This window comes from Brevundimonas bacteroides DSM 4726 (assembly GCF_000701445.1).
Classification (GTDB): Bacteria; Pseudomonadota; Alphaproteobacteria; order Caulobacterales; family Caulobacteraceae; genus Brevundimonas; species Brevundimonas bacteroides.
The window spans coordinates 17145-38010 of sequence record NZ_JNIX01000013.1 but is presented as its reverse complement, the minus strand read 5'-3'; the positions used below and the strand labels follow the sequence as shown (position 1 = coordinate 38010).

Sequence of the window (20866 nt, the reverse complement as noted above, 5' to 3'; positions counted from 1 at the left end):
TCGCTGAACAACTCAAAGTCGGTGTTCACAACGCGGAAGCGGCCGTCTCTGGCGTCGATGCGCAGCGAGGTCCGCATATCGCGACCGAAGAGCCCGCTTCCCTCAGCCCGAAGGAAGTTGATGGCGACGACTGTGCCTACAGTGGGGTCCGCAGTCTGGATGGTTGGGATGTCGGTCCTTCCGGAAGAAGCGTGTTGGGTTACGCATCCCACCGCATGGCGAGCGATGGTCTCCTGATCGGCGGCAAGATCGTAGGTTGGACTAACCAGAGGCTCGGTTTGCGAGAGGAGGGACGTGGCGAGCAAGAGTGAACTGGTAATCAACGGTGGTCCTCAATCCGGTCGGACCAGCAAGGGCGGCATTTTTCCGCCCAAAGCAACATCGGGCCGCCAAAAAACGTGGCGCAGCTTCCGTCAAACCTGCCTTTCATCAAGTGGCAATCCCGATGCGGATCCGAGTTGGAGCCAAAGTGCAGAAGTCGCCGCCTCCTCTTCAGGCCGCGTCGTGTGCTCATAGTGACGCTTCGTCACCTTCGTCCCTGGCGCGTGCCCCAGCAGGCTCTGGACGATCCGTTCCCGGACGCCACTACTCGCCTGCCATGTCGCAAAACATGCCCTGAGGTCCTTGGGTCTGACATTGGCCAGCTTCCCTCGGCGCGTGATGTTGGCTGCCTGCGTCGCCGCCCGCATCGACTTTCGGATGTCATCGATAGGCCTGCCTCGCTTGCGGCTCTCGAAAACGTATTGATCAGGCGCTCCCTGCCGCTCGGCCAGGTCAGCACAAAGGGCCGGAGAGAGTAGGAGCGTGCGGATGCTGTAGCGGCTCTTTGGCCCCCAGTCGGCCCGGCGCTCGATCCGGGCTTCTCCCCGCTCCAGATCGACCTGCTCCCACCTCAGATGTGCGGCCTCCCCGAAACGACAACCCGTCTCCATCAGGAGGCGAACGAAGGGCCTGATCCGGTCTGGGATGTTCTCCAAGAGGGCGACCGCCTCGGCTGGCGTTAGGACGAGAGGGTCCTTGGGATCGACGGGCAGGCGGTCCGTCGAGACGACCTTGCTTACGAGGCCTTGCTCGACAGCCCATGCCTGCACCTGGCCGAGCGTTGCGAGTTCGGCATTGATGGTCTCAGGCGCGCGCCCCTCCTTTCGCCGAGCGGCTTGGTAGGCATCCTGACGACGCCGGTTCAACTGGTCGATTGGAAGGTGGCCAAACGCTTTCACGATGGGTGCGAGTTGGTAGAGGTTGGTGACAAGGCTGCTCTGGCGCTTCTTGCCAGCATCAACTCTCACCTGCTGATCGCGCGCCCAGTGTTCCGCCACGTCCGACAAGCAGGGCGCGGCGTCGTTTGCACTTTGCGCGTCCCCGCAGGCTCCATTCAGCCGCACCTCTAACAGCAGGGAGCGCGCGCGGGCCTCAGCCTCCTCAGCCGATCCGAACATCAACCGGAGGCGTTTTCCACGGAGGGTCAGATTGGCTGGCACATCCACTTGCCAACGGCCCGTAGCATGGCCGTCGCGTGTGTGCGGCCTGATCGTCAAGCTGCCAACTTTGAACGCCCTACCCACGGCTGGACCTCTGCATCTGACTGGCCAATGCAGCGGGGTCAAACGGACGGGTTGGAGCCTTCATCGTTGCCCTGCGGGGCTCCGGAGATACATCTGATGCAAGCCCGGCGATGGGGAGGTTCCTGACGTAAGCCAGCACATCCTCGCGGAGGTAGAGCAGCCATTTTCCAGGCCCTCTCCGGGCTGGCAGCTTCGGCCGTGGGATGCGTCTGACCGTGTCCTCCTCACATCGCAGGATGCGAGCGACCTCGGTGAGGGTCAGGACATCATCATCATGCCAAGCGATCCTCCGAGATCGAACTCGGGCGCTATGGGCGGCGGGGGTAGAACGAAGAAAAGACAAGGCAGGCCAGCGGTGTGGGACGAAGCTGGCAACCCCTGTAACCACATATCTGGGCCGCGCACTATTAATCGGTTGCAACCGGTTGCAACGCTCGCCGGGCGTGCCACGACGGCTTCCATCCCTAGTCGGCACGCTCGCCCTGCTCGTCCGGACGTTGGCAACACTTGGCAACGCCGATAGCGCAGCATGGGTTTGCCTCAGTCGGGGCCAAACTAACCCATTGCAATGTCGAGGAAAAATGGTGGACGCGACAGGGATTGAACCTGTGACCCCTACGATGTCAACGTAGTGCTCTCCCGCTGAGCTACGCGTCCGCCGTGGCGGTTCCGGCAGGGCCGGTCCGGGAAGGCGCGGTCTATAACCCGGCGGTCGCGCGCCTCGCAAGGGGCAATCCTGCGCTCAAGCAGCGAGCCACCGAGTGGCGAGCGTTAGCGCGACCAGGATGCGCTCAGGCAGAGAGCCGCCGCGCGGCGAGCGGTAGCGCCGGCAAAAGACCGCGTCAGGCAGCAGCCACCATCTTCTCGACTTCGCTGACGAGGTCGCGCAGGTGGACAGGCTTGGACAGGACCTTGGCCTGGGGACTGGCCTGGGCCGCAGACAGGGCCACGGCGGCGAAGCCGGTGATGAACATGATGCGCAGACCCGGCTGGCGGGCGGCGGCGACGCGGGCGACCTCGATGCCGTCGGCGCCGGGCATGACGATGTCGGTCAGCAGCAGGTCGTAGGGGCCGTGTTCGAGCGCGTCGATAGCGTCGTCGCCGTTCTCGCAATCGACGACCTCGTGACCGGCGCGCTCCAGCGCCCGGGTCAGAAAGCCCCTCAGGGAGCCGTCGTCTTCCGCCAGCAGGATGCGCGCCATGCCCGATCGTTCCTCTCTCGTTGTGGCCACGCTAGGCCGGGAACGGTAAACCGGCGATGAAATTCGCCATGAAGATCGGAGCTGGTCTCGTGGCGGTTGGGGAAAAACAGTCTATGGCGAGGGCCATGACCGCGGTTCCCGTCCCCGATCCGGCCGACCGTCCGCCGCCGTTCGTGGTGCATCCGGCGATCGGCGTGCGCGGGCCGATGGTGTTCGCCTCACCGCATTCCGGCGGCTGGACCCCGGCGGACATGGGCCACAGCCCTGCCCTGTCGTCCATGACGCTGCGCAGCGCGGAGGACGTCGGCGTCGACCACCTCGTCGCCGCAGGTCCGCGTTTCGGGGCACCCCTGCTCGCAGCGCGGGTCTCGCGAGCCTACATCGACCTGAACCGGGCACCGGACGAGCTGGACGCGGCCCTGATCGACGAGGTCGAGGGCGCCACGTCCGCCAAGGTAGCAGCGGGGTACGGGGTCATCCCGCGCCGGGCCGGCGATGGCGCCGAGCTCTATGGTCGGCGGCTGTCGGCAGACGAGGCGCTGACCCGTCTGTCGAATGTCCACGCGCCCTATCATGCCGCCCTGGAAGCACTGATGATCGAAAGCCGGGCGCGGCACGGTCTCGCCCTTCTGATCGACTGGCACTCCATGCCCTCCCGGGCGACGGGCGCGGGTGTCGGAAAGAGGGGAGCCCGCGGGGTCGACATCGTTCTCGGCGACCGACACGGCTCGGCAACGCGGGCGGGGGTTACACGGCGGATCCGGAGTCTCTTCGAGGCCGAGGGGCTGACGGTCGCGCTCAACACCCCCTATGCCGGCGGCTACGCCACCCAGCGCTGGGGTAGGCCGGATGAGGGGTTCCAGGCGATGCAGGTCGAGATCAACCGCGCCCTCTATCTGGACGAGGCGGCGCTGGAGCCGTCAGCGGACCATGATCGGTTCCAGGGTCTGCTGACCCGAGTGATCGCAGCCCTATCGCGTGAGACCTGGCCGCGCTGAGACCGAAAAAAAGCCGCGCCCGAGGGCGCGGCATTAAAGTCTATAGGGAGGAAACGCCCAGGAAGGGCAAGACGCCCGGAGGCGTCGACGGTTAAGTTAGGTTGCAACGCACAATGCGTCAAGGCGCTTTGATCGTCGCGGGATCACGCCACGTTACAGGTCGTTCGTGCTTTCAGGCGGGCATGTAATCGCTTTCAGCGCAAAGCGCTTCCACCCAGCGAGCCCGCAGTGTTTGTTGCGATGCAATAGTCACTTGCTGCGTTGTCGATCCACCTCGATCAACCGCCGCGCCATGCGAATGGCGCGCGCCGCCGGCGACCCGGACTGGCGCCACACCAGCAAGGTGAAGGCCGACACCACACCCGCGCACAGCCAGAGCGGCCCGAACAGCCATGCGGCCGCCGCGAGCGCGAAGTAGTAACCGCGAACGCCTTGGCTGAAGGCTCCCAGCGCTGGATTGAGCACGTCCGCCGTCGCCTGGCCGAAGGCGTCGCGGTCGGCCTCGGTCGTGATCTCGGGCGCGGCCCCGATCATGGCGAGCGCATAGTTCATCTGGCGGATCGACCAGATGAAATCGAGCAGCCCCCGCGCCAGACACAGCAGTACGAGGCCCAGCTTGGCCTCGAGCAGTGGCAGGGGCACATCCTCGGCACCGACCGCGGAAAAGCCCTGCAGCGCCTGGTCTCCGCCGAACAGCACGCTGGCCACGCCCGCGATCAGCAGCAGGTTGGACGAGGCGAAGAAGGAGCCTGAGTTGATCGAATGTCCCAGCAACTGGCTGTCCAGTAGCCGGACCTCGCGTCGGGTCATGGCCGTCATCCAGGCGTGGCGGACGGTCAGCATGTCGTCGTTCAAGGAGCCGCTGCGCTTGGCCAGCAGCCTCAGCAGCGGCTCATAGGCCAGCCAGCATAGAAAAAAGAGGGACAGGCCCAACCAATCCAGTACCGTCATTTCGAAGCGCGCCTCCGTGACTGCGTCACCGCCCGCGCTTGCCGCGAGGCGCTTGGAGGCTTATCACGCCCGGCCTCGCTTCGCAGTCGCACAATCATCCAGGGCAATCGCCATGAACCTCGACGCCATCCCCGTCGGTCCCAATCCGCCCTGGGACCTGAACGTCGTCATCGAAATCCCGCAAGGGGGTCTGCCGGTGAAGTATGAGATGGACAAGGCGTCGGGGGCCCTGTTCGTCGACAGGTTCCTGCACACGGCGATGTACTATCCGGGCAACTACGGCTTCGTGCCCCACACCCTGGCCGACGACGGCGACCCCTGCGACGTGATCGTGCTGAACCCGACGCCGGTGGTGCCGGGCTGCGTCATCCGTTCGCGCCCCATCGGCGTGCTGATGATGGAAGACGAGGCTGGGGGCGACGACAAGATCCTTGCCGTGCCGGTGGATGCGCTTCATCCCTACTACACGGACATCGCCAGCTACCGGCAGCTGCCGACCATCATGGTCGAGCAGATCGAGCACTTCTTCACCCGCTATAAGGACCTGGAGAAGAACAAGTCGGTCCGGGTCAAGCGCTGGGGCGACGCGGGCGAAGCCGCCGAGCTGATCGCCCGTGGTGTTATCGCCTACCGCGAGGCCGAGAGGGCAGGCGGCAAGGCGGCCAACGCCGCCTGACCTCAAGGGGGATTTCTGAAATGAAAAGGGCCGGAGCGGATCGCCGCTCCGGCCCTCTTTACGTCACCAGATGCGGACGCGCTCGTCGGGCGCCAGGTAGTAACGCTGGCCGGGCTGGACGTTGAAGGCGTCGTACCAGGCGTCGATGTTGCGCATAGGGCCGATCACGCGGAACTCGGCTGGGCTGTGGCTGTCGGTCGCGACCTGGTTCCTCAGGAAGTCGTCGCGGCCCTTGGTCTGCCAGACCTGGGCCCAGCCCAGGAACACCCGCTGGTCGCCGGTGAAACCGTCGATCACCGGCGCGGGCTGGCCGTTCAGCGACAGGTGGTAGGCTTCCAGTCCCACCGCCACGCCGGCGGCGTCGCCGATGTTCTCGCCCATCGTCAGCCCGCCCTGGACGTTATAGCCGGGCAGGACCTCGTACTGGTCGTACTGAGCACCCAGTCGCGCCGTCAGGGCCTCGAAGTTCGCCCGATCCTCGGGCGTCCACCAGCTGCGCAGCACGCCGTCTCCGTCGGACTTGGAGCCCTGGTCGTCAAAGCCGTGGCCGATCTCGTGGCCGATGACGCCGCCGATGCCGCCATAGTTGACCGCCGGGTCGGCGTTGGGGTCGAAGAAGGGCGGCTGCAGGATCGCGGCCGGGAAGACGATCTCGTTGTTGGTGGAGTTGTAATAGGCGTTCACTGTCTGGGGCGTCATACCCCACTCGGCCTTGTCGACCGGATCGTTCAGACGGTTCAGCTGGTACTCCCAGCGGAAGCGACCGGCCCGCTCGGCGTTGCCGAACAGGTCGTCCGGACGGATCTCCAGCGCGCTGTAATCGCGCCACTCATCGGGATAGCCGATCTTGACCGTGAACTTGGCCAGCTTCTCCTGAGCGGCCGCCTTGGTCTCGGCGCTCATCCAGTCATAGGTCTCGATCCGCTGCGACAGGGCGCGACGCAGGTTGGCGACCAGTTCCTCCATCTGCGCCTTCCACTCGGGGGGGAAGTATTCGGCGACATAGGCGCGACCCACCGCCTCGCCCAAGGCACCCTCGGCAAAGGAGATGGCCCGCTTGTCTCGCGCCCGTTGCTCAGGCTGGCCCTGCAGGTCGCGCGAGCGGAACGCCCATTGCGCGTCCGAGAAGCGGCGCGACAGCCGCGGCGCGGCCTGGTCGGTGGTGTGGAAGGCCTGCCACGCGCGCAGCGTCTCGACCGGGGTGTCCGCATAGATCGCGGCAATAAGGGGCATCGCCGTGTTCTGGCGCACGATCAGGCGGGGAATCTCGCCTAGCCGCGCCGCGCCGAAATAGCCGGTCCAGTCGAAGCCCGGTGCGTAGGCGACGAGCTGCTGGATGGTGTATTCGTTGTAGGTGCGGTCGCGATTGCGGCTCTCGATCGGGGTCCAGTGGGCCTGGGCGATCGCGGTCTCCAGCGCCACGATGCGCTCGGCGTTGCCGGCCGGATCGTCCCAGCCGATCATCTCCAGCATGCGGGCGACATAGGCCTGATAGAGGACCTTCTTCTCCGCATAGAGCGGTGACAGGTAATAGTCGCGGTTGGGCAGGCCCAGACCCGCCTGGCCGGCCGAGACCACATAGCGGTTCGGCGACTTCTGGTCGGTGGTGATGCCGGTGGCGAAGAAGGAGGCGCCGAGCCCGCCGATGGTCGAGCCCATATAGGCCGACATGGCCTCTTGGCTGTCGACGGCGCGGATGCGGGCCAGATACGGCTGGAGCGGCTGGGCGTCGAGCGCCTCGATGCGGGCCTCGTCCATGTAGCTGCGATAGGCGTCGGCGATCTTCGCCTCGTCCGAACCGGGCGTCAGATCGGTGCGGGCCAGCAGGCCGTCGATCATGGCCTTCATGCGGTTGTCCGACAGTTCGCGCAGCAGGGCGAAGGAGCCGTAGCTGGAGCGATCCGAAGGGATCACCAGTCGGTCGAGCGCCGCGCCGTTGGCATAGCGCTGGAAGTTGTCGCCGGGCAGCACCGACGTATCCATGCCCGCCGTGTCGAAGCCCCAGGTCCCGTAGCGAGGCGCCTCGATGCCCTGCCAACCGGTCGCGCCCTCGGCGGTCTGGGCGGCCGGGAAGATCGACCAGACCGTGCAGGCCTCGTCGACGCAGGCGTGGTCATGTTCCGGGCCGCGCGCGAGGGCGACGGAGGGCAGCAGCATCGCGCCGATGGCGGCGCCGAGCAGAAGCGACTTCATGGGAGTTTCCTGGAGGTTTCGACATCCGGCGCCACGGACCGGGCGCTTCCTTTCGACCCTACGCCGCGAAGGCAGGCCGCAACCTTAAAAATCCTTCATCTTTGCGGGAGCGGCGTCAGGAAGGATCAGCGGCGCGATGACGTATGTGCCTTACGGTGTCATATCCGGCCGATGCGCGGGGATTGTCGATCGACCGAGAGGACGCCTATCCTCCCGGCGGGGCGGGGGAAACATCGTGAGCGAAATAGTCACCGAGGATGCAGAACAGCCGGTCGATGACCCGTTCGCGGCCCTGGTGGAGGTCTTCGCGGGACGCCGCGCCCTGTTGCTGGAAGATGATCCCGCTCTGGCCGAACATGTGGCCGAGCGCCTGCTGAGCGCCGGCTTTTCGACGGTGGACCGGTTCGACGCCGGCGAGGCCGCGCTGGAGGCCGCCCGCACCCAACCCTACGACGTGCTCATTCTGGATCGGCTGACGGCGGGGCTGGACGGGCTGGAGATGCTGAAGCGGCTGCGCTCGGCGACGGGGGCTTCCACCGACGCGCCCGCCCTGATGCTGACGGCGCTTACCGGCGAGCGTCAGAAGGTCGAGGGCTTGCTGGGCGGGGCCGACGACTATCTGTCCAAGCCCATCGGCGACGAGGAGCTGCTGGCCCGGATCGCCGCCCAGCTGCGCCGCGTGGCCCGTCGCGCCAAGCCGGTTTCCACCGACCTGACCAACGGGCCGTTCCGGCTGTCGCCCGGCGCCCGCACGCTGAAGCTCAAGACGGCCGAGGGCGAACGGCTGATCGATCTGTCCCCGCTGGAGTTCGCCATCGTCTCGGAGCTGATGACCGCGCGCGGTCAGCCGGTGACCAAGACCATGTTGTGGGACCGCTGCTGGGTCGAGTGGACCTTCCTGCCGGACAACTTCGTGAATATCATCGACGCGCGCATCTCCGCGCTGCGGCGTCGGCTCAAGGAACAGGCTCCCGAGATCGGCGAGGACCTGCACCCCCTGATCGTCTCGGCGCGCAGTCAGAGCCTGGTGTTCCGCGACCTGGACGCGGCGTGATCGGGACAGCCCTGTGAGTTTGGCGCAGTGACCCGCTGGGCCCAGTTTCGCCGACGGCTGGATCTGTCGGCCCCGGTGGCCTGGCTGGGCCGGCGAACCACAACCGAACTCGCCTCGGCTCTGGCCATCCTCGCGGCTGTGGCGCTTTCGGGATCGCTGATGATCACGGGCCGGGCGGCCCAGTTGGACCAGCGCCAGCAGGCGGCGCTGGCCGCGCTCGCCGACTTCGCCGCCATCGCCGTCAAACTGCCCCCGGATGTGGCCATGGACGCGGCGTCCATGACCGAGGCGGACGCGGCCTATCTGTCCGCGGTCCTGACCGCCTTTCAGGACGGTCCCAGCCGCGAGGCCACAACGCTGGAGGAAACCTGTCGGACCGGCCGGGGCGGGGCGGGCGTGCGCCTAATCCGTGCACCGGTCGGCAAGCCGGCCGGTCTGGCGGCGCTGGAGACGGCCCGAACCACCCGGCTGACCGGGCTCGGACCGAATGTCTATCTGGTCCGCCTGGCTCCCGGGGAGCTGTGCCTCAACCGGGCCGTGGAGGCCGTGATCGTGCGGCGGTCCGTCGGCGCGCTGGAGGTCACGGTTGGCCGGGTCGTCGATCCGGCAGGTTCGGCCTGGCGCCTTGCCGTGCTGGCTGTCTTCGGCGTCGGCGTTTTGATCCTGGCAGCGGGACTAACAGCCGCGACGTTCGCCCGGCGGCGTCTGACGACCGCCCTGGCCAAGGTCAGCAAGGCGCTAGACCGGGCCGCTGTGGGAGACTTCTCCTATCGCGCGCCAGAGGTATCCGTCGCCCCGGAGCTCACCGAGCTGTCCGGCCAGGTCAACCGCACGCTGGATCGACTCGATGAACTCCTGACCTGGTTGCGGGACTCCGCCGACCAGTTGGCCCATGACTTCCGTACGCCGCTGGCACGGGCGACCGCCCGTCTCGACCAACTGGCGGCCAGCGACGACGCCCGAACCCGCGCCCGTCTGATCCGTGAGGCGCGTCAGGATCTGGCCGACATTTCCCGCGCCATGACCGAGGCCATGGCTCTGCGCGACGGCGAGGCCTGGTCGTTCGAGAGCGTCCGCCTCGATACCCTCGCCCAGGCCGCGGTCGAACTCTATGAACCCATCGCCGAGCAGCGCGGCGTCCGCCTCAGCGCGGAGGTCGAGCCGGTTGCGGTGCTCGGGGTGCGGTCCCTGCTCCAGCGCGCTGTCGCCAACCTCGTGGACAATGCGGTCAAGTTCTCGCCCGACGGAGGAGCAGTGATCATCCGCGCCCGGCCCACCGACGACGGTCCGATCCTCAGCGTGTCTGATCAGGGGCCTGGCATGGGCAAGGCCGCCTCCGCGCCCGACAGCCACGGCATGGGTCTGGCCTTCGTGCGCGCCAGCCTGCGCCGCCACGGCGCGCGCATGACGATTGATGACGCCGCGCCGGGGACCATCGTCACGGCGCATTTCGCAAGATAGGCTCGCTGAAAGACATCGAGGGGGACCACCGTGAACCGCACCTGCTTCCTGGCGACAACCGCCATCGTTCTGCTGATGACTGGCGCGGCGTCGGCCCAGACCGCGCCGGAGTTTCCCCTGCCGTACGACAGCCAGCGCGGCGTGTTCAGCTTCGCCACCGGGCTTGAGCGGTCCCTGCCGGCGGTGGTCCGGGTGACGACGCTGGGCAACTCCACCGGCCCCTCGCGCGACGGGTCCGAACCTACGGCCGTGTCCGGCGGCTCCGGCGTCATCATCGACGCGGACGAGGGCATCATCGTCACAAACAACCACGTCATCGAGGGGGGGCAGAAGTTTCGCGTCGACCTGTCCGACGGCCGTCTGCTGGACGCCGAACTCATCGGCGCCGACCTGGCGACCGACCTCGCGGTGCTGCGCATCTCTGCTGGCGGCCTTGCCGAGGTGGAGACCGTCGATTCTGACACGCTGCGCACCGGCGATCTCGCCTTCGCCGTCGGCTATCCGCTTGGCCTCGACCAAACCCTGACCATGGGCGTCATCTCCGGCCTTGGCCGCTCGGGCATGGGCGACGCGGTCGAGGACTACATCCAGACCGACGCGGCGGTGAACTCGGGCAACTCCGGCGGCCCGTTGCTGGACAGCCGCGGACGGCTGATCGGCATCAACACCTCCATCCTGTCGGGCGACTTCTCGGGGGGCAACGACGGCATCGCGTTCGCCGTGCCGACCCGCATCATGCGGTTTGTGGTCGAGCAGCTGCGCGCCAATGGACAGGTCACGCGCGGCCGGATCGGCGCGACCTTGGGCTCGCTCACCGCCGAGCGCGCGGTTGAGTTGGGCCTTGGCTTTGTTCGCGGCGCTATCGTGGAGGATGTGGTTCCCGGATCGCCCGCCGATCGCGCGGGCCTGCTTCGCGGCGATGTCATCACCCGCATCCAAAACCGGCCGGTCGCCAACGCCGGTTCGGTCCAGGCGGTGGTCGGCATCGCGCCTCCCGGAACGGCCCTGACGCTCGTCTATCTCCGCGACGGGGTCGAAGGGAACGCCTCCATGACCGTCGAGGTCTCCGAACCCGACGCCGTGCAGATCGGCGCGACCGAGATTCAAGCCTTCGGCGCCAGCTTCGCCTCGACACCATCCGGCATCCAGGTTCAAGCCGTCGAGGGCGGTTCGGCGGCGGCCGCCGCCGACCTGCGCGCCGGCGACATCGTCACCGAGGTTGGAGGCCGTCGGATCGACAGCCTGGCGACGCTCGGGGCCCGGCTGGACGATCGGGGCAACCCCGTCCTGACCGTCACGCGCGGCGAGGACGAGGTCGAGGTGCGGATCGGCGGCTGATCCAGGTCAGACCGGGTCGCCGGCCGCGCCCGCCGGGCTGAGCTTCCATCGGATCCTGGTTTCGGCATCGGTGCGGGCCGACCCGCGCACCACGACCTGCAGCGAGCGCCGCGTCAGCCCATCCTCGACGTGCACCGACGGTTCGATGGCCACGTCGGGTCCATCGGTCCTGAACCACCAGCCCCGGCCGGAATGACCGCGCAGCAGGATGGAGCGCCGATCCCGCGCCAGCGACGCCTGCGCCCCCGGCTCCAGATGGAAACGCACCGCATAGGGGGCCGCGATCTGGCGCACCTGGCCGCGCTGTTCCGGGCAGGGATGAAGACGCTCCTCGGCCCGCAGTTCGTCCAGCCGCTGGTCCAGATAGAGCCGCCGCTGATGCAGCAGGCCGTAGGGCGCGGCCCAGGCGTCGTGCTCGACCTCCAGCCACACGGCGCCTTCGGCATCGCGCCGCTCGACAGTCGTCTTCCACGGGCGGCCATAGAGGCGCGGCCCCAGCAGCTCGGCCTTCCAGCCTCCGAGAGGTTCGGCGAAGGCCGTCTCGCCCAGCGTCAGGGTCGAGTGCCCCGGCGACAGCCGCAGACCCTGGCGATCGGGCGCGCGGGGCGTCCAGCCGCAGCCGGTGATCAGTCGGTCCTTGCCGCAGACAATCTCGAGCGCGAGCGGCTGGGCGCAGGCGGTCTCGGACCAGGCCCCCTTGGCCGGAGGCCCTGCGTCGGTGACCACGGTCAGCAGGGGCGAGCGGATGCGCGCCAATCCACCGATCGTGCCCGTGGCCCCGCCCGGCGTGTCGGCATGTTCGTCATGGGCGCGGGCCGCCGCGACCCGGGCGATCGTGGACGGGCCGCCGCCCTGCATGGCGGTCAGTCGCCCGTCGGGCAGGACCTGCAGCCTCAAGGCCGTGGTCAGGCGCACGATTGCCCCCGACACCGCCTCGGGCGGGGGCTCGGAAAGCTGCGCCAGGGCCTCGTTCAGGGCCAGCAGGTCGAGCAGGAGCTCCAGACCCGCTTCGGGGCTTCTGGAGGCATGCGATCCGTCGCCGGCCACGGTCGCGCGCAGAGCACTGCCCAACCGCCCAAGCGCCGTCCGGCGGATGCGCTGGCCCGGCGTCCCGGCCAGCACCGCCCCCGCGAGCGCCGACGCCACCAGCCGCTCAGCCTGTCCGGCCAGCCCGCCCGGCGGACGCAACAGCTGCCGCGCCTGACGGCCGAGGATGTCGGCCAGCCGGAAGCGGTCCCCGTCGTTCGCCACCCCCCCCATGCGCCGCGCCGCGCAGGCCAGGTTGAAGGTCCGCCGCGCCAGGATCTGCGGGTCCCAAGCGAAGGGCGACCAACGCGCGAAGGTCTGGGCCCAGGCCAGCGTCAGCCTCAGCGCCTCTCGCGCGCCCCGCTCCTCGTGGAGCATGAGCGAGGGGAGCCAGGTGAAGGCGTGCAGGTCCGTCGCGAAGGCCTTAGACGGGCTCGGTCGATTCCACGGATCGCCGCCGCTCTCGACCTCCATATGGGTCCCGGCGAGGTGGAACTTGCCCGACAGGATCGCCTTGCCGACGGCGCCGTCCACGGGGCGGAAGTCGCGCGGCGAGGCGGCGAAGGCCACCGCCTTTCCGGCCGCCAGCGTCTGGGCATAGCCCGGCAGGCCATACAGCTCGATCCACATCTGCCGCGTCAGCATGCGCCCGGCAATCGCGGGCCACAGTTGCGGACCGGTCGTCACGCCCGCGCTCTTGACCGGCGTGCGCATGGGCGCGCCCCTCAGGCCGGGGATGGCGTCGGGGCCCACGGACGGGCTCGACCGCTCCGCGAAGGGCCCGATGGGGTTCAAGCCGGAATGCCCTTCAACGCCGCGATGTTGGCGGCATAGGCCGACGATCCGCCCCTGAAGACGGCCGTCCCGGCGACCAGGGCGTCGGCTCCGGCGGCGACGCAGGCCCCGGCGTTTGCCGCCGTTACACCTCCGTCGACCTGCAGGTGCGCCTTCGATCCGGCCGCATCCAGCAAGGCCCGGGTCCGCTCGATCTTCCTCAGCGCGCTGTCGATGAAGGACTGGCCGCCGAAGCCAGGGTTGACCGACATCAACAGCACGAGGTCGACCAGATCGATGACCTCCTCCAGGACGCCCAGCGGCGTACCGGGGTTCAGCACCACCCCCGCCTTGGCCCCCAGTTGGCGGATGCGACCCAGCGTGCGGTGCAGGTGTGGACCGCTCTCGGGGTGCACGGTCAGGATGTCGGCACCGGCGGCGCGATAGGCCTCCAGCCACGGATCGACCGGCGCGACCATCAGGTGGACGTCGAACGGCAAGGTCGTGTGCGGTCGCAGCGCCTTCACCACATCAGGCCCGATGGTGATGTTGGGCACGAAGTGACCGTCCATCACGTCGACGTGAACCCAGTCGGCCCCCGCCGCCTCGATCGCGGCGACCTCTTCGCCCAGTTTGGCGAAGTCCGAAGCGAGGATGGACGGGCAGATCAGGGGAGGGCTGGCCATGCCCTGCGATTAGGCCGCACGGGCCGCGCGGGCAAGCGTCGGCGCGCCTTTCGACCCGGCGGGTTGGCTTCCCGGCCTCGCGCCACTAGGTTCCGCGCCAACCGGCCGCCCCCCGCGGCCACCATAGTCTTCAGGAGACCCGCCATGGACGACCTGGCCCCCCGCGCGACCACCGCCGCCAAGGACAATCCTTTGGGCGTCGATGGCTTCGAGTTCGTCGAGTTCACCGGTCCCGACCCCCAGGCGATGATCCGCCAGCTGGAGGTGCTGGGCTTCGTCCAGACCCACCGCAATCCGGCCAACGGCGTGGTCCGCATGAAGCAGGGCGACATCACCTTCCTGGTCCACACCGATCCCAAGGGTCACGCCGGCGAGTTCGCCAGGGACCACGGCCCGTCCGCCAACGGCATGGCCTTCCGCGTCGCCGACGCCAGGGCCGCCTATGACGGCGCCGTGGCTCGCGGCGCCCATTCGGCCGAGATGCACGACGGCGGGGCGCTCGGGCCCGGCGCCTATGTGCTGCGCGGCATCGGCGGCTCGCTGCTCTATCTGATCGACGCCTATGGCGAAAACGGCTCGCTCTACGACGGCTGGGACGAGATCGAGGGCTGGGAAGAGGCCGAGCGCAAGAACAACGTCGGCCTGCATCTGCTGGACCACCTGACCCACAACGTCCGTCGCGGACAGATGCGGACCTGGTCCGGCTTCTATGGCGAGGTCTTCGCCTTCGAGGAGCAGAAGTATTTCGACATCAAGGGCAAGGCGACGGGCCTGTTCTCGCAGGCGATGATCGCGCCCGACCGCGCCATCCGCATCCCCCTGAACGAGAGCCAGGACGAAAACTCCCAGATCGAGGAGTTCCTGCGGCGCTACAACGGCGAGGGCATCCAGCACATCGCCCTGGCCACCGACAACATCTTCGAGACGGTCGAGACGCTGAAGGAACGCGGCGTGCCCTTCCAGGACACGATCGAGACCTACTTCGAACTGATCGACAAGCGCCTGCCCAACCACGGCGAGGACGTGGCCCGGATGCGCAAGAACCGCATCCTGATCGACGGATCCGACGAAGACGGCCTGCTGCTGCAGATCTTCACCCAGGACATGTTCGGCCCGATCTTCTTCGAGATCATCCAGAGGAAGGGCAACCAGGCCTTCGGCGAGGGCAACTTCCAGGCCCTGTTCGATTCCATCGAGCTGGACCAGATCCGTCGCGGCGTCATCAAGGTCGACGCGAATTAAGATCGCGCCTCCTCACTGGCTGCCCTTCCTAGGCCCGCTGGCCGCCGCGGTCGTCGGCGGGCTGGTGGGCCAATTCGGCCTGGGCGGCGGCTTCTGGACCGTGCTGGTCGCGGCGCTGGTCGGCGGTTTTGCGCCGATCGTGGCCTATCGCCTGTGGAAATGGTCCCACCACCGGCACGAGCCGTAGCACAGCGTCTGCAAGATCTCGATGCACTCCTGGCCGCGCTGAAGCAATGCCCGGCACCCATAACCTAAGCGTCCTCGTCGAACTTCCGGCTTACGAGATCCACCAGCGCCATGACTGCCTCCGCGGCGTCAGCCCCCTCGGCCTTGATCTCGATGTAGCATCCGTTTCCCGCGCCGAGCATCAAAAGACCCATGATGGAACGGGCGTCGACCGTGACGCCATCGCGGGTGACGGTGATCTCGGCCTCGAAACTGGAGGCCAGCTTGACGAACTTGGCCGACGCGCGGGCGTGCAGACCCCGCTGGTTGCAGATGCCGACCGAACGCGACGCCGTCATTTTTCGCCTGCCAGCACCCAGGACGCCACGGAAATGTATTTGCGCCCCGCCTCCTGGGCATGGGCGACGCAAGCCTCCAGGCTCTCGCGACCGCGCACGCTGGCCAGCTTGATCAGCATGGGCAGGTTCAGGCCGGCGATGACCTCGGCGTGGGTCTGTTCCATGACCGAGATGGCCAGGTTGGACGGCGTGCCGCCGAACATGTCGGTCAGCAGGATGACACCCTCGCCGTCGTCGACGGCGGCTGCGGCGTCGACGATGTCGCGACGGCGACGCTCCATGTCGTCGTCGGGTCCGATGCATATGGCCGCGACCCCGCGCTGGGGGCCGACGACGTGCTCCATCGCCGACAGGAATTCCGAGGCCAGACCTCCGTGGGTGACGATCACGAGGCCGATCATGAAGGCGTCTTCAAGGGTGAAGCATCCCGCAGTGACGCCGCCGACGCCCCCCGGGCCAGCGCGCAAGCCGGACGAAATAGAGGAAAATGCGCCAGGATCAAAGACGACGAATCGCGCGGGCGATGATCGCGGTGGCCGAAGCCGGCCGGATGTCGAGCGTCAGGCGGGGCACGACAGCGCCGCCGACCGTGTCATGGTCTTCTTCCGGGTGGCGCTCGACGCCCTCCTGGACGCAGTCGACGATTAGCCAGACGCGGGCGACCGGCAGGTGCCGGGCGGTGACGATGCCCAGGCCCCGCGCCTCGATTCTGCCCGCGATGCGCTCGGCGGGCGCGGCATAGAGGCCATCAGCGGAGGCGAAGACGTGGACGTAGTCGTCGCCCACCAGCCGCCACCCCTGCCCCATCAGACGAAGGGCCACGTCGCTCTTGCCTGCGCCGGACGGCCCTCGCAGCAGGGCGGCGCGCCAGCCATCGGCGCAACACAGGGCCACGGCGGTGGCGTGGACGGGACTCATGCGCGCCGCCCGGTCGTGGGCAGGGCGACCTCGAACCGAGCACCCAGCACGTTGCCGGCTGCATCGGTGCGATTGGAGGCGGTGACGCGGCCGCCGTGCGCCTCCACGATCTGGCGCACGATCGAAAGGCCAAGGCCGGAGTTGGCCCCGAAGGCCGTTCCCTTGGGCCGTGAGGTGTAGAACCGTTCGAACACCGTCTCGAGGTTTTCGGGCGGAATGCCCGGACCGTCATCCTCGACCAGCACGCGCAGCGGGCGCCCGGGGTCGCTGTCGTCGCGGCGGACCGTCAGGCGGACGTCGGAGCCCTCGGGACTGAAGGAGCGGGCGTTGTCGATCAGATTGCGGAACACCTGACCCAGCGGGCCGTCCTGGCCCAGAACCCCGGTCGATCCGGCGGCGGTGATGCTCAGCCGGACCGGGGCCTCGCCGGGTTTGGACGTGGTGTCGTAGACGCCAACGATATCGGTCAGGAGCGTCGTCAGATCGACCGGACGCGGCCGTTCGCGCGACAGCTCCGCATCCAGGCGCGATGCGTTGGAGATGTCGGTGATCAGGCGATCCAGCCGCCGCACATCCTGTTGCAGCACCCGGGCCAGCCGCTCGCGCTGGGCAGGGTCCTTGACCAGATCGAGCGTTTCCAACGCCGAGCGGATGGACGTCAGCGGGTTCTTGATCTCATGCGCCACATCGGCGGCGAAGCGTTCGATGGCGTCCATGCGCGCCGACAGGGTCTCGGTCATGGATTCCAGCGACCGGGCCAGATCGCCGATTTCGTCCTTGCGCTCCTCCAGATCGGGCAAGGAAATCGCGCGGGCGCGCTGGAGCTTGACCTGATCCGCCGCCGCCGAAAGCCGCATGACGGGCCGCGCCACGAACAGATGCAGCAGCAAGGACGCCAGCAGATTCACCGCCAGCGCTACCAAGGCGAAGGGAAGCAGCGCGCGGCGTTGGGCGTCCAGGATTTGATCGACGTCGCCGACCTCAAGCGTCAGGACGCCGAGCACCTGCTGAACATGGCGCACGGGCAAGGAGACGGAGACGACGCGACCGCCGGTCTCGGAGCGCCGCACAGTGGCCTGGGGCACGCCCAGCAACGCAGCCTCGATCTCTGCCCCCAGAGCCTCGTTGGCCAGGGCGAGAGTTTCCCGTTCTGCTTCGGTGCCGGAGGGCGGGGCCACGGGCTTGCCGGCAGGGTTGGCAGGCGGAAGCGGGTTGCCCGGAATGGCGTCGGTCACTGACAGGCTGTCGGACACAAGCAACCCGTCGGCGTCATAGAGGCGCGCCCTCTGGCCGCTCGGGATGAAGTTGTCCCTCAGCCACTGGCTGGCGGCGATGGGGTCCAGCGCCGGGGAAGGCTCGCCGCGCGTGATGCCCAGTTGACCCAGAACGTTGGACAAGAGCTCGGCCTGGACGCGCAGGCTCTCCTGTCTGGCCTGGACCAGCCCCCGGTTCCATTCATTGAGGGCCAGCGCCCCGCCGAACAGGATCAGGAGGCTGAGCAGGTTGAGCGCCAGAATCAGTCCGCCCAGCCGCGAACCGCCGAAGCGGATCAGGCGTCGGCCGGACGGGCGGTCTTCGGCGGTTTCCGAAGGATCAGCTCTCGCGGTATCGATAGCCGACGCCATACAGGGTCTCGATGGCGTCGAACTCAGGGTCGACGACCCGGAACTTCTTGCGCATGCGCTTGACGTGGCTGTCGATGGTGCGGTCGTCGACATAAACCTGGTCGTCGTAGGCGGCGTCCATCAGGTTGTCCCGGCTCTTCACGAAGCCGGGCCGCTGGGCGAGCGCCTGAAGCAGCAGGAACTCGGTGACGGTCAGCTTCACCGGCTTGCCGTCCCAGGTGCTCTCGTGGCGCGCCGGGTCCATGACCAGCTTGCCGCGGCGGATCGCCTTGCCCGAGGATTCCGCCGAGGGTTCGGGCTCGCCGCCGTCGCCGCCCGAGCGGCGCAGCAGGGCCTTGACCCGCTCGATCAGCAGCCGCTGGCTGAACGGCTTGTGGATGTAGTCGTCGGCCCCGAGGTTGAAGCCGAGGATTTCGTCGATCTCCTCGTCCTTGGACGTCAGCATGATCACCGGGATCTGGCTAGTCTGGCGCAGGCGGCGCAGCACCTCCATGCCGTCCATGCGAGGCATCTTCACATCAAGAATGGCGAGGTCCGGCGGCGTCTGCTCGAGCGCCTCCAGACCCGTGGCCCCGTCGTGATAGGCGACCACCTTGTGGCCGTGGCTTTCCAGCGCCAGCGAGACCGAAGCCACGATGTTCTCGTCGTCGTCCACCAGGGTGATGTTGGCCAAGTCCGTCTCCTTGTCGCAGCCTCGGACGCGCCGCCCGGGGCCTATCAACGCACGTCAAGCGTAACCGTTCGCCCGAGATCGGGGTGACATTACGGCCACAGTGTCGTTGTGGCCAGATTTGGGGCGTCGAAACCGGAACTTAAAGCCTTCGGTTCACCATGAACGGCCAACAGCGGACCCAAAAATGGCCGGACCCGTCCACTACGAGATCTATATCCGCAAGACCGCGCCGGCGCCCTGGACGCTGATGCAGGCGACCGAGAACCGCCAGCAGGCGATAGAGGTGGCCGAGGAGACGCTCGCCGACAAACGGGCCGTGGCCGTGCGCGTGACCAAGGAAACGCTCGATCCGGACACGATGGAGTTCAACTCCGTTACGGTCCTGACGCGCGGCGCGCCGGAGGCCCCGAAGAAGCGGGTCGTGGAGGCCGACGACCGGCCGAACTGCATGACGCCGCAGGACTTCTACACCCCACATGCCCGCGAGTTGATCGGCCGGGTGCTGGAGGACTGGCTGGCGCGCAACGGCGTGACGGTGTTCGAGCTGCTGCATCGGCCCGATCTCGTCGAGCGGCTGGAGGCCTCGGGCGTCGAGGTCCAGCACGCCATCCAGAAGGTCGCCATTCCCGAAAGTCAGGCCACGGGCCAGGCGGCGCACGAGCTGATCCGCCACTATCAGAAGCTGGCCGAGACCGCGATGGAGCGGGTCGTCGTGGCGGGCCGCAAGAACCTGTTCCCCGACCTGGCCAACCGGTCGCTGGCGGATGTGGCGCACCGCCTGGCGGGGTCGTCGGACCGCGCCTTTGTCATGGGCGGGGTGATCTCCGGAGCGCTGGCCGGGCTGCGTGGGGCGCGGGCGCGGCTGGAACGGCTGATGGATCTCGCCGACCGCGCGCCGATGGATGGCCCGCCACGCGCACTGGTGATGGTCGGGATCGAACAGATCCTGTGCGAAATGATGGGGTCTCGGACCAGCCTGTCCGAAATCCTCGGCCCGGCGCTGGATCAGGGCGGCAGCCTGGCGGCGGTCGTCCGCATGGTCGCCCCCAGGGAGATCGAGACCCTGATCCGTATGGATCCGAGAATGGCGCTCCTGATGCCCGCCGTCGATGGCCCGGCCGCCCGGCTGGGCGCCCGGCTGGAAGCGGGGGAGTATCCCATCCTGTCGGCGGCGCTGGCGCGGATGGTGCTGCGCGAGCTGATGGGTCCGCGCCGCCTGCGGCCGACCGATGCGCCGGGCGAGATCGACATCCTGCGAACCCTGGCCATGTCGCTGACGGCGACGGCCGGACGGCTGCTGACGCTGGAGGAGGTGCAGAACGCCTTCACCGAGCGGTCGAAGTCCCTGGTCACCGCCGATTTCGTCCAGGCTTACGTCGACCCCTGCGAGACCGTCCTGTGCGAGGCGGAGCAGCTGACCCGGCTGTGCGAGAACGTCACAGGGGTGGCCAACAAGCGCTCCGCCGCGCGCTGGCTGGCGGCCTGCGTGACCTCGCTGCGCTTTGAGCAGGAGATGCGCACCGCGCCCCAGACGGCGGCGCGCAAGCTCCAGGCGCTGGCCCTGCTGCACCGCTCGGTGCGCGCGGCCGCTCTATCAGAGCATGACACCGAACAGATCGGCGGGGCCATCGGCCATGTCGGAGGCGTGGTGGAGGCCGAGGCCAAACTGACCGCCCAGCTGGCCCGCGCGCCCGCGCCGCCGCATCAGAAACTGGCCGCCCTGCTGCGTCTCGCCGCCGGAGAGACCGCCCCCTTCGGCCCCGCCGCCGACCGCGCCAAGGCCGAAGCCATCAAGCTGTTTCGCGCGCCCGAGGCGCGGGCAGCGCTGACGGCGTCACCAGAGCAAATCGCACCGCTGAAGAGCCTCATGAAGGCGGCGGGCCTGGCGGCGTAACGCCTCGTTCGTCCTGCAGCGACTGCGGCAGCCGGTCACGTAGCGCATACCGACGATTGCGGACGA

Annotated in this window: 20 protein-coding genes and 1 tRNA gene; 8 read left to right on the top strand and 13 right to left on the bottom strand. The window is 68.0% G+C overall.

The genetic code is table 11. From position 1 onward, the window contains the following. Nucleotides 1–413 precede the first annotated feature (413 nt). The 4 genes from Q333_RS0111330 to cpdR form a co-directional block, all read right to left on the bottom strand. Nucleotides 414–1439 carry a tyrosine-type recombinase/integrase gene (locus tag Q333_RS0111330; RefSeq protein ID WP_035294284.1) on the bottom strand — a complete coding sequence of 342 codons (1026 nt, stop codon included), beginning with the start codon at nt 1437–1439 and terminating at the stop codon, nt 414–416. 118 nt (nt 1440–1557) lie between these two features. After that, nucleotides 1558–1953, bottom strand: a complete 396-nt coding sequence (locus tag Q333_RS18060) for a helix-turn-helix domain-containing protein (RefSeq protein WP_407059719.1) — start codon at nt 1951–1953, stop codon at nt 1558–1560. A gap of 194 nt (nt 1954–2147) precedes the next feature. After that, nucleotides 2148–2222, bottom strand: a tRNA-Val gene (locus tag Q333_RS0111325). 185 nt (nt 2223–2407) lie between these two features. Further along, nucleotides 2408–2767: a cell cycle two-component system response regulator CpdR gene (gene cpdR / locus Q333_RS0111320; RefSeq protein WP_029417048.1), complete on the bottom strand. Its 360-nt coding sequence runs from the start codon at nt 2765–2767 to the stop codon at nt 2408–2410. A 125-nt stretch (nt 2768–2892) separates the two neighbouring features. On the opposite strand from cpdR, the gene Q333_RS0111315 reads away from it, so the two are divergent. After that, entirely contained in the window at nt 2893–3765 is an 873-nt protein-coding gene (locus Q333_RS0111315) for an N-formylglutamate amidohydrolase (RefSeq protein ID WP_029417046.1), read from the top strand. 249 nt (nt 3766–4014) lie between these two features. Here Q333_RS0111315 and Q333_RS0111310 read toward each other — a convergent pair whose 3' ends face one another. Next, on the bottom strand, nt 4015–4716 hold the full coding sequence (locus Q333_RS0111310; protein WP_029417044.1) for a DUF599 domain-containing protein: 702 nt from the start codon (nt 4714–4716) through the stop codon (nt 4015–4017). Nucleotides 4717–4828: 112 nt separating this feature from the next. Here Q333_RS0111310 and ppa point away from each other — a divergent pair, with 112 nt between their 5' ends. Continuing rightward, complete coding sequence (gene ppa / locus Q333_RS0111305) at nt 4829–5392, top strand: inorganic diphosphatase (RefSeq protein WP_029417042.1); 564 nt, start codon at nt 4829–4831, stop codon at nt 5390–5392. A 63-nt stretch (nt 5393–5455) separates the two neighbouring features. Here ppa and Q333_RS0111300 read toward each other — a convergent pair whose 3' ends face one another. Continuing rightward, the gene (locus Q333_RS0111300) at nt 5456–7585 is read right to left on the bottom strand and encodes a M13 family metallopeptidase (protein WP_029417040.1); all 2130 of its coding nucleotides are present in this window, start codon (nt 7583–7585) and stop codon (nt 5456–5458) included. A 235-nt stretch (nt 7586–7820) separates the two neighbouring features. On the opposite strand from Q333_RS0111300, the gene Q333_RS0111295 reads away from it, so the two are divergent. From Q333_RS0111295 to Q333_RS0111285, 3 genes are read left to right on the top strand one after another with little or no spacing between them, the layout of a single operon-like run. After that, the gene (locus tag Q333_RS0111295) at nt 7821–8639 is read left to right on the top strand and encodes a response regulator transcription factor (protein ID WP_051651281.1); all 819 of its coding nucleotides are present in this window, start codon (nt 7821–7823) and stop codon (nt 8637–8639) included. A gap of 27 nt (nt 8640–8666) precedes the next feature. Further along, the gene (locus tag Q333_RS17040) at nt 8667–10100 is read left to right on the top strand and encodes a sensor histidine kinase (RefSeq protein WP_051651280.1); all 1434 of its coding nucleotides are present in this window, start codon (nt 8667–8669) and stop codon (nt 10098–10100) included. 30 nt (nt 10101–10130) lie between these two features. Beyond that, nucleotides 10131–11438 (top strand): trypsin-like peptidase domain-containing protein, encoded by a 1308-nt coding sequence (locus Q333_RS0111285; protein ID WP_029417035.1) that lies wholly within the window; start codon nt 10131–10133, stop codon nt 11436–11438. Nucleotides 11439–11444: 6 nt separating this feature from the next. On the opposite strand, the gene Q333_RS0111280 is transcribed toward Q333_RS0111285, so the two are convergent. After that, entirely contained in the window at nt 11445–13217 is a 1773-nt protein-coding gene (locus Q333_RS0111280; protein WP_245591541.1) for a heparinase II/III family protein, read from the bottom strand. 38 nt (nt 13218–13255) lie between these two features. Then, nucleotides 13256–13924 carry a ribulose-phosphate 3-epimerase gene (gene rpe / locus Q333_RS0111275; protein WP_029417031.1) on the bottom strand — a complete coding sequence of 223 codons (669 nt, stop codon included), beginning with the start codon at nt 13922–13924 and terminating at the stop codon, nt 13256–13258. Nucleotides 13925–14068: 144 nt separating this feature from the next. On the opposite strand from rpe, the gene hppD reads away from it, so the two are divergent. Beyond that, nucleotides 14069–15166 (top strand): 4-hydroxyphenylpyruvate dioxygenase, encoded by a 1098-nt coding sequence (hppD, locus tag Q333_RS0111270; protein ID WP_029417029.1) that lies wholly within the window; start codon nt 14069–14071, stop codon nt 15164–15166. Between the two features lie 64 nt (nt 15167–15230). Then, nucleotides 15231–15353 carry a hypothetical protein gene (locus tag Q333_RS17990; RefSeq protein ID WP_281173721.1) on the top strand — a complete coding sequence of 41 codons (123 nt, stop codon included), beginning with the start codon at nt 15231–15233 and terminating at the stop codon, nt 15351–15353. Between the two features lie 64 nt (nt 15354–15417). Here Q333_RS17990 and Q333_RS0111260 read toward each other — a convergent pair whose 3' ends face one another. The 5 genes from Q333_RS0111260 to Q333_RS0111240 form a co-directional block, all read right to left on the bottom strand. After that, on the bottom strand, nt 15418–15690 hold the full coding sequence (locus Q333_RS0111260) for an HPr family phosphocarrier protein (protein WP_029417026.1): 273 nt from the start codon (nt 15688–15690) through the stop codon (nt 15418–15420). After that, on the bottom strand, nt 15687–16091 hold the full coding sequence (locus tag Q333_RS0111255; protein WP_029417025.1) for a PTS sugar transporter subunit IIA: 405 nt from the start codon (nt 16089–16091) through the stop codon (nt 15687–15689). Before Q333_RS0111255 ends, Q333_RS0111260 begins: the two co-directional genes overlap by 4 nt. A gap of 97 nt (nt 16092–16188) precedes the next feature. After that, on the bottom strand, nt 16189–16608 hold the full coding sequence (locus tag Q333_RS0111250) for an HPr kinase/phosphorylase (RefSeq protein ID WP_029417023.1): 420 nt from the start codon (nt 16606–16608) through the stop codon (nt 16189–16191). Next, the gene (locus Q333_RS0111245; protein ID WP_029417022.1) at nt 16605–18233 is read right to left on the bottom strand and encodes an ATP-binding protein; all 1629 of its coding nucleotides are present in this window, start codon (nt 18231–18233) and stop codon (nt 16605–16607) included. Before Q333_RS0111245 ends, Q333_RS0111250 begins: the two co-directional genes overlap by 4 nt. After that, a complete protein-coding gene (locus Q333_RS0111240) occupies nt 18202–18906 on the bottom strand; it encodes a response regulator transcription factor (RefSeq protein ID WP_029417021.1) in 705 nt (234 codons plus the stop codon). Before Q333_RS0111240 ends, Q333_RS0111245 begins: the two co-directional genes overlap by 32 nt. 184 nt (nt 18907–19090) lie before the next feature. On the opposite strand from Q333_RS0111240, the gene Q333_RS0111235 reads away from it, so the two are divergent. After that, nucleotides 19091–20800, top strand: a complete 1710-nt coding sequence (locus Q333_RS0111235; RefSeq protein WP_029417020.1) for a hypothetical protein — start codon at nt 19091–19093, stop codon at nt 20798–20800. Nucleotides 20801–20866: the final 66 nt, after the last annotated feature.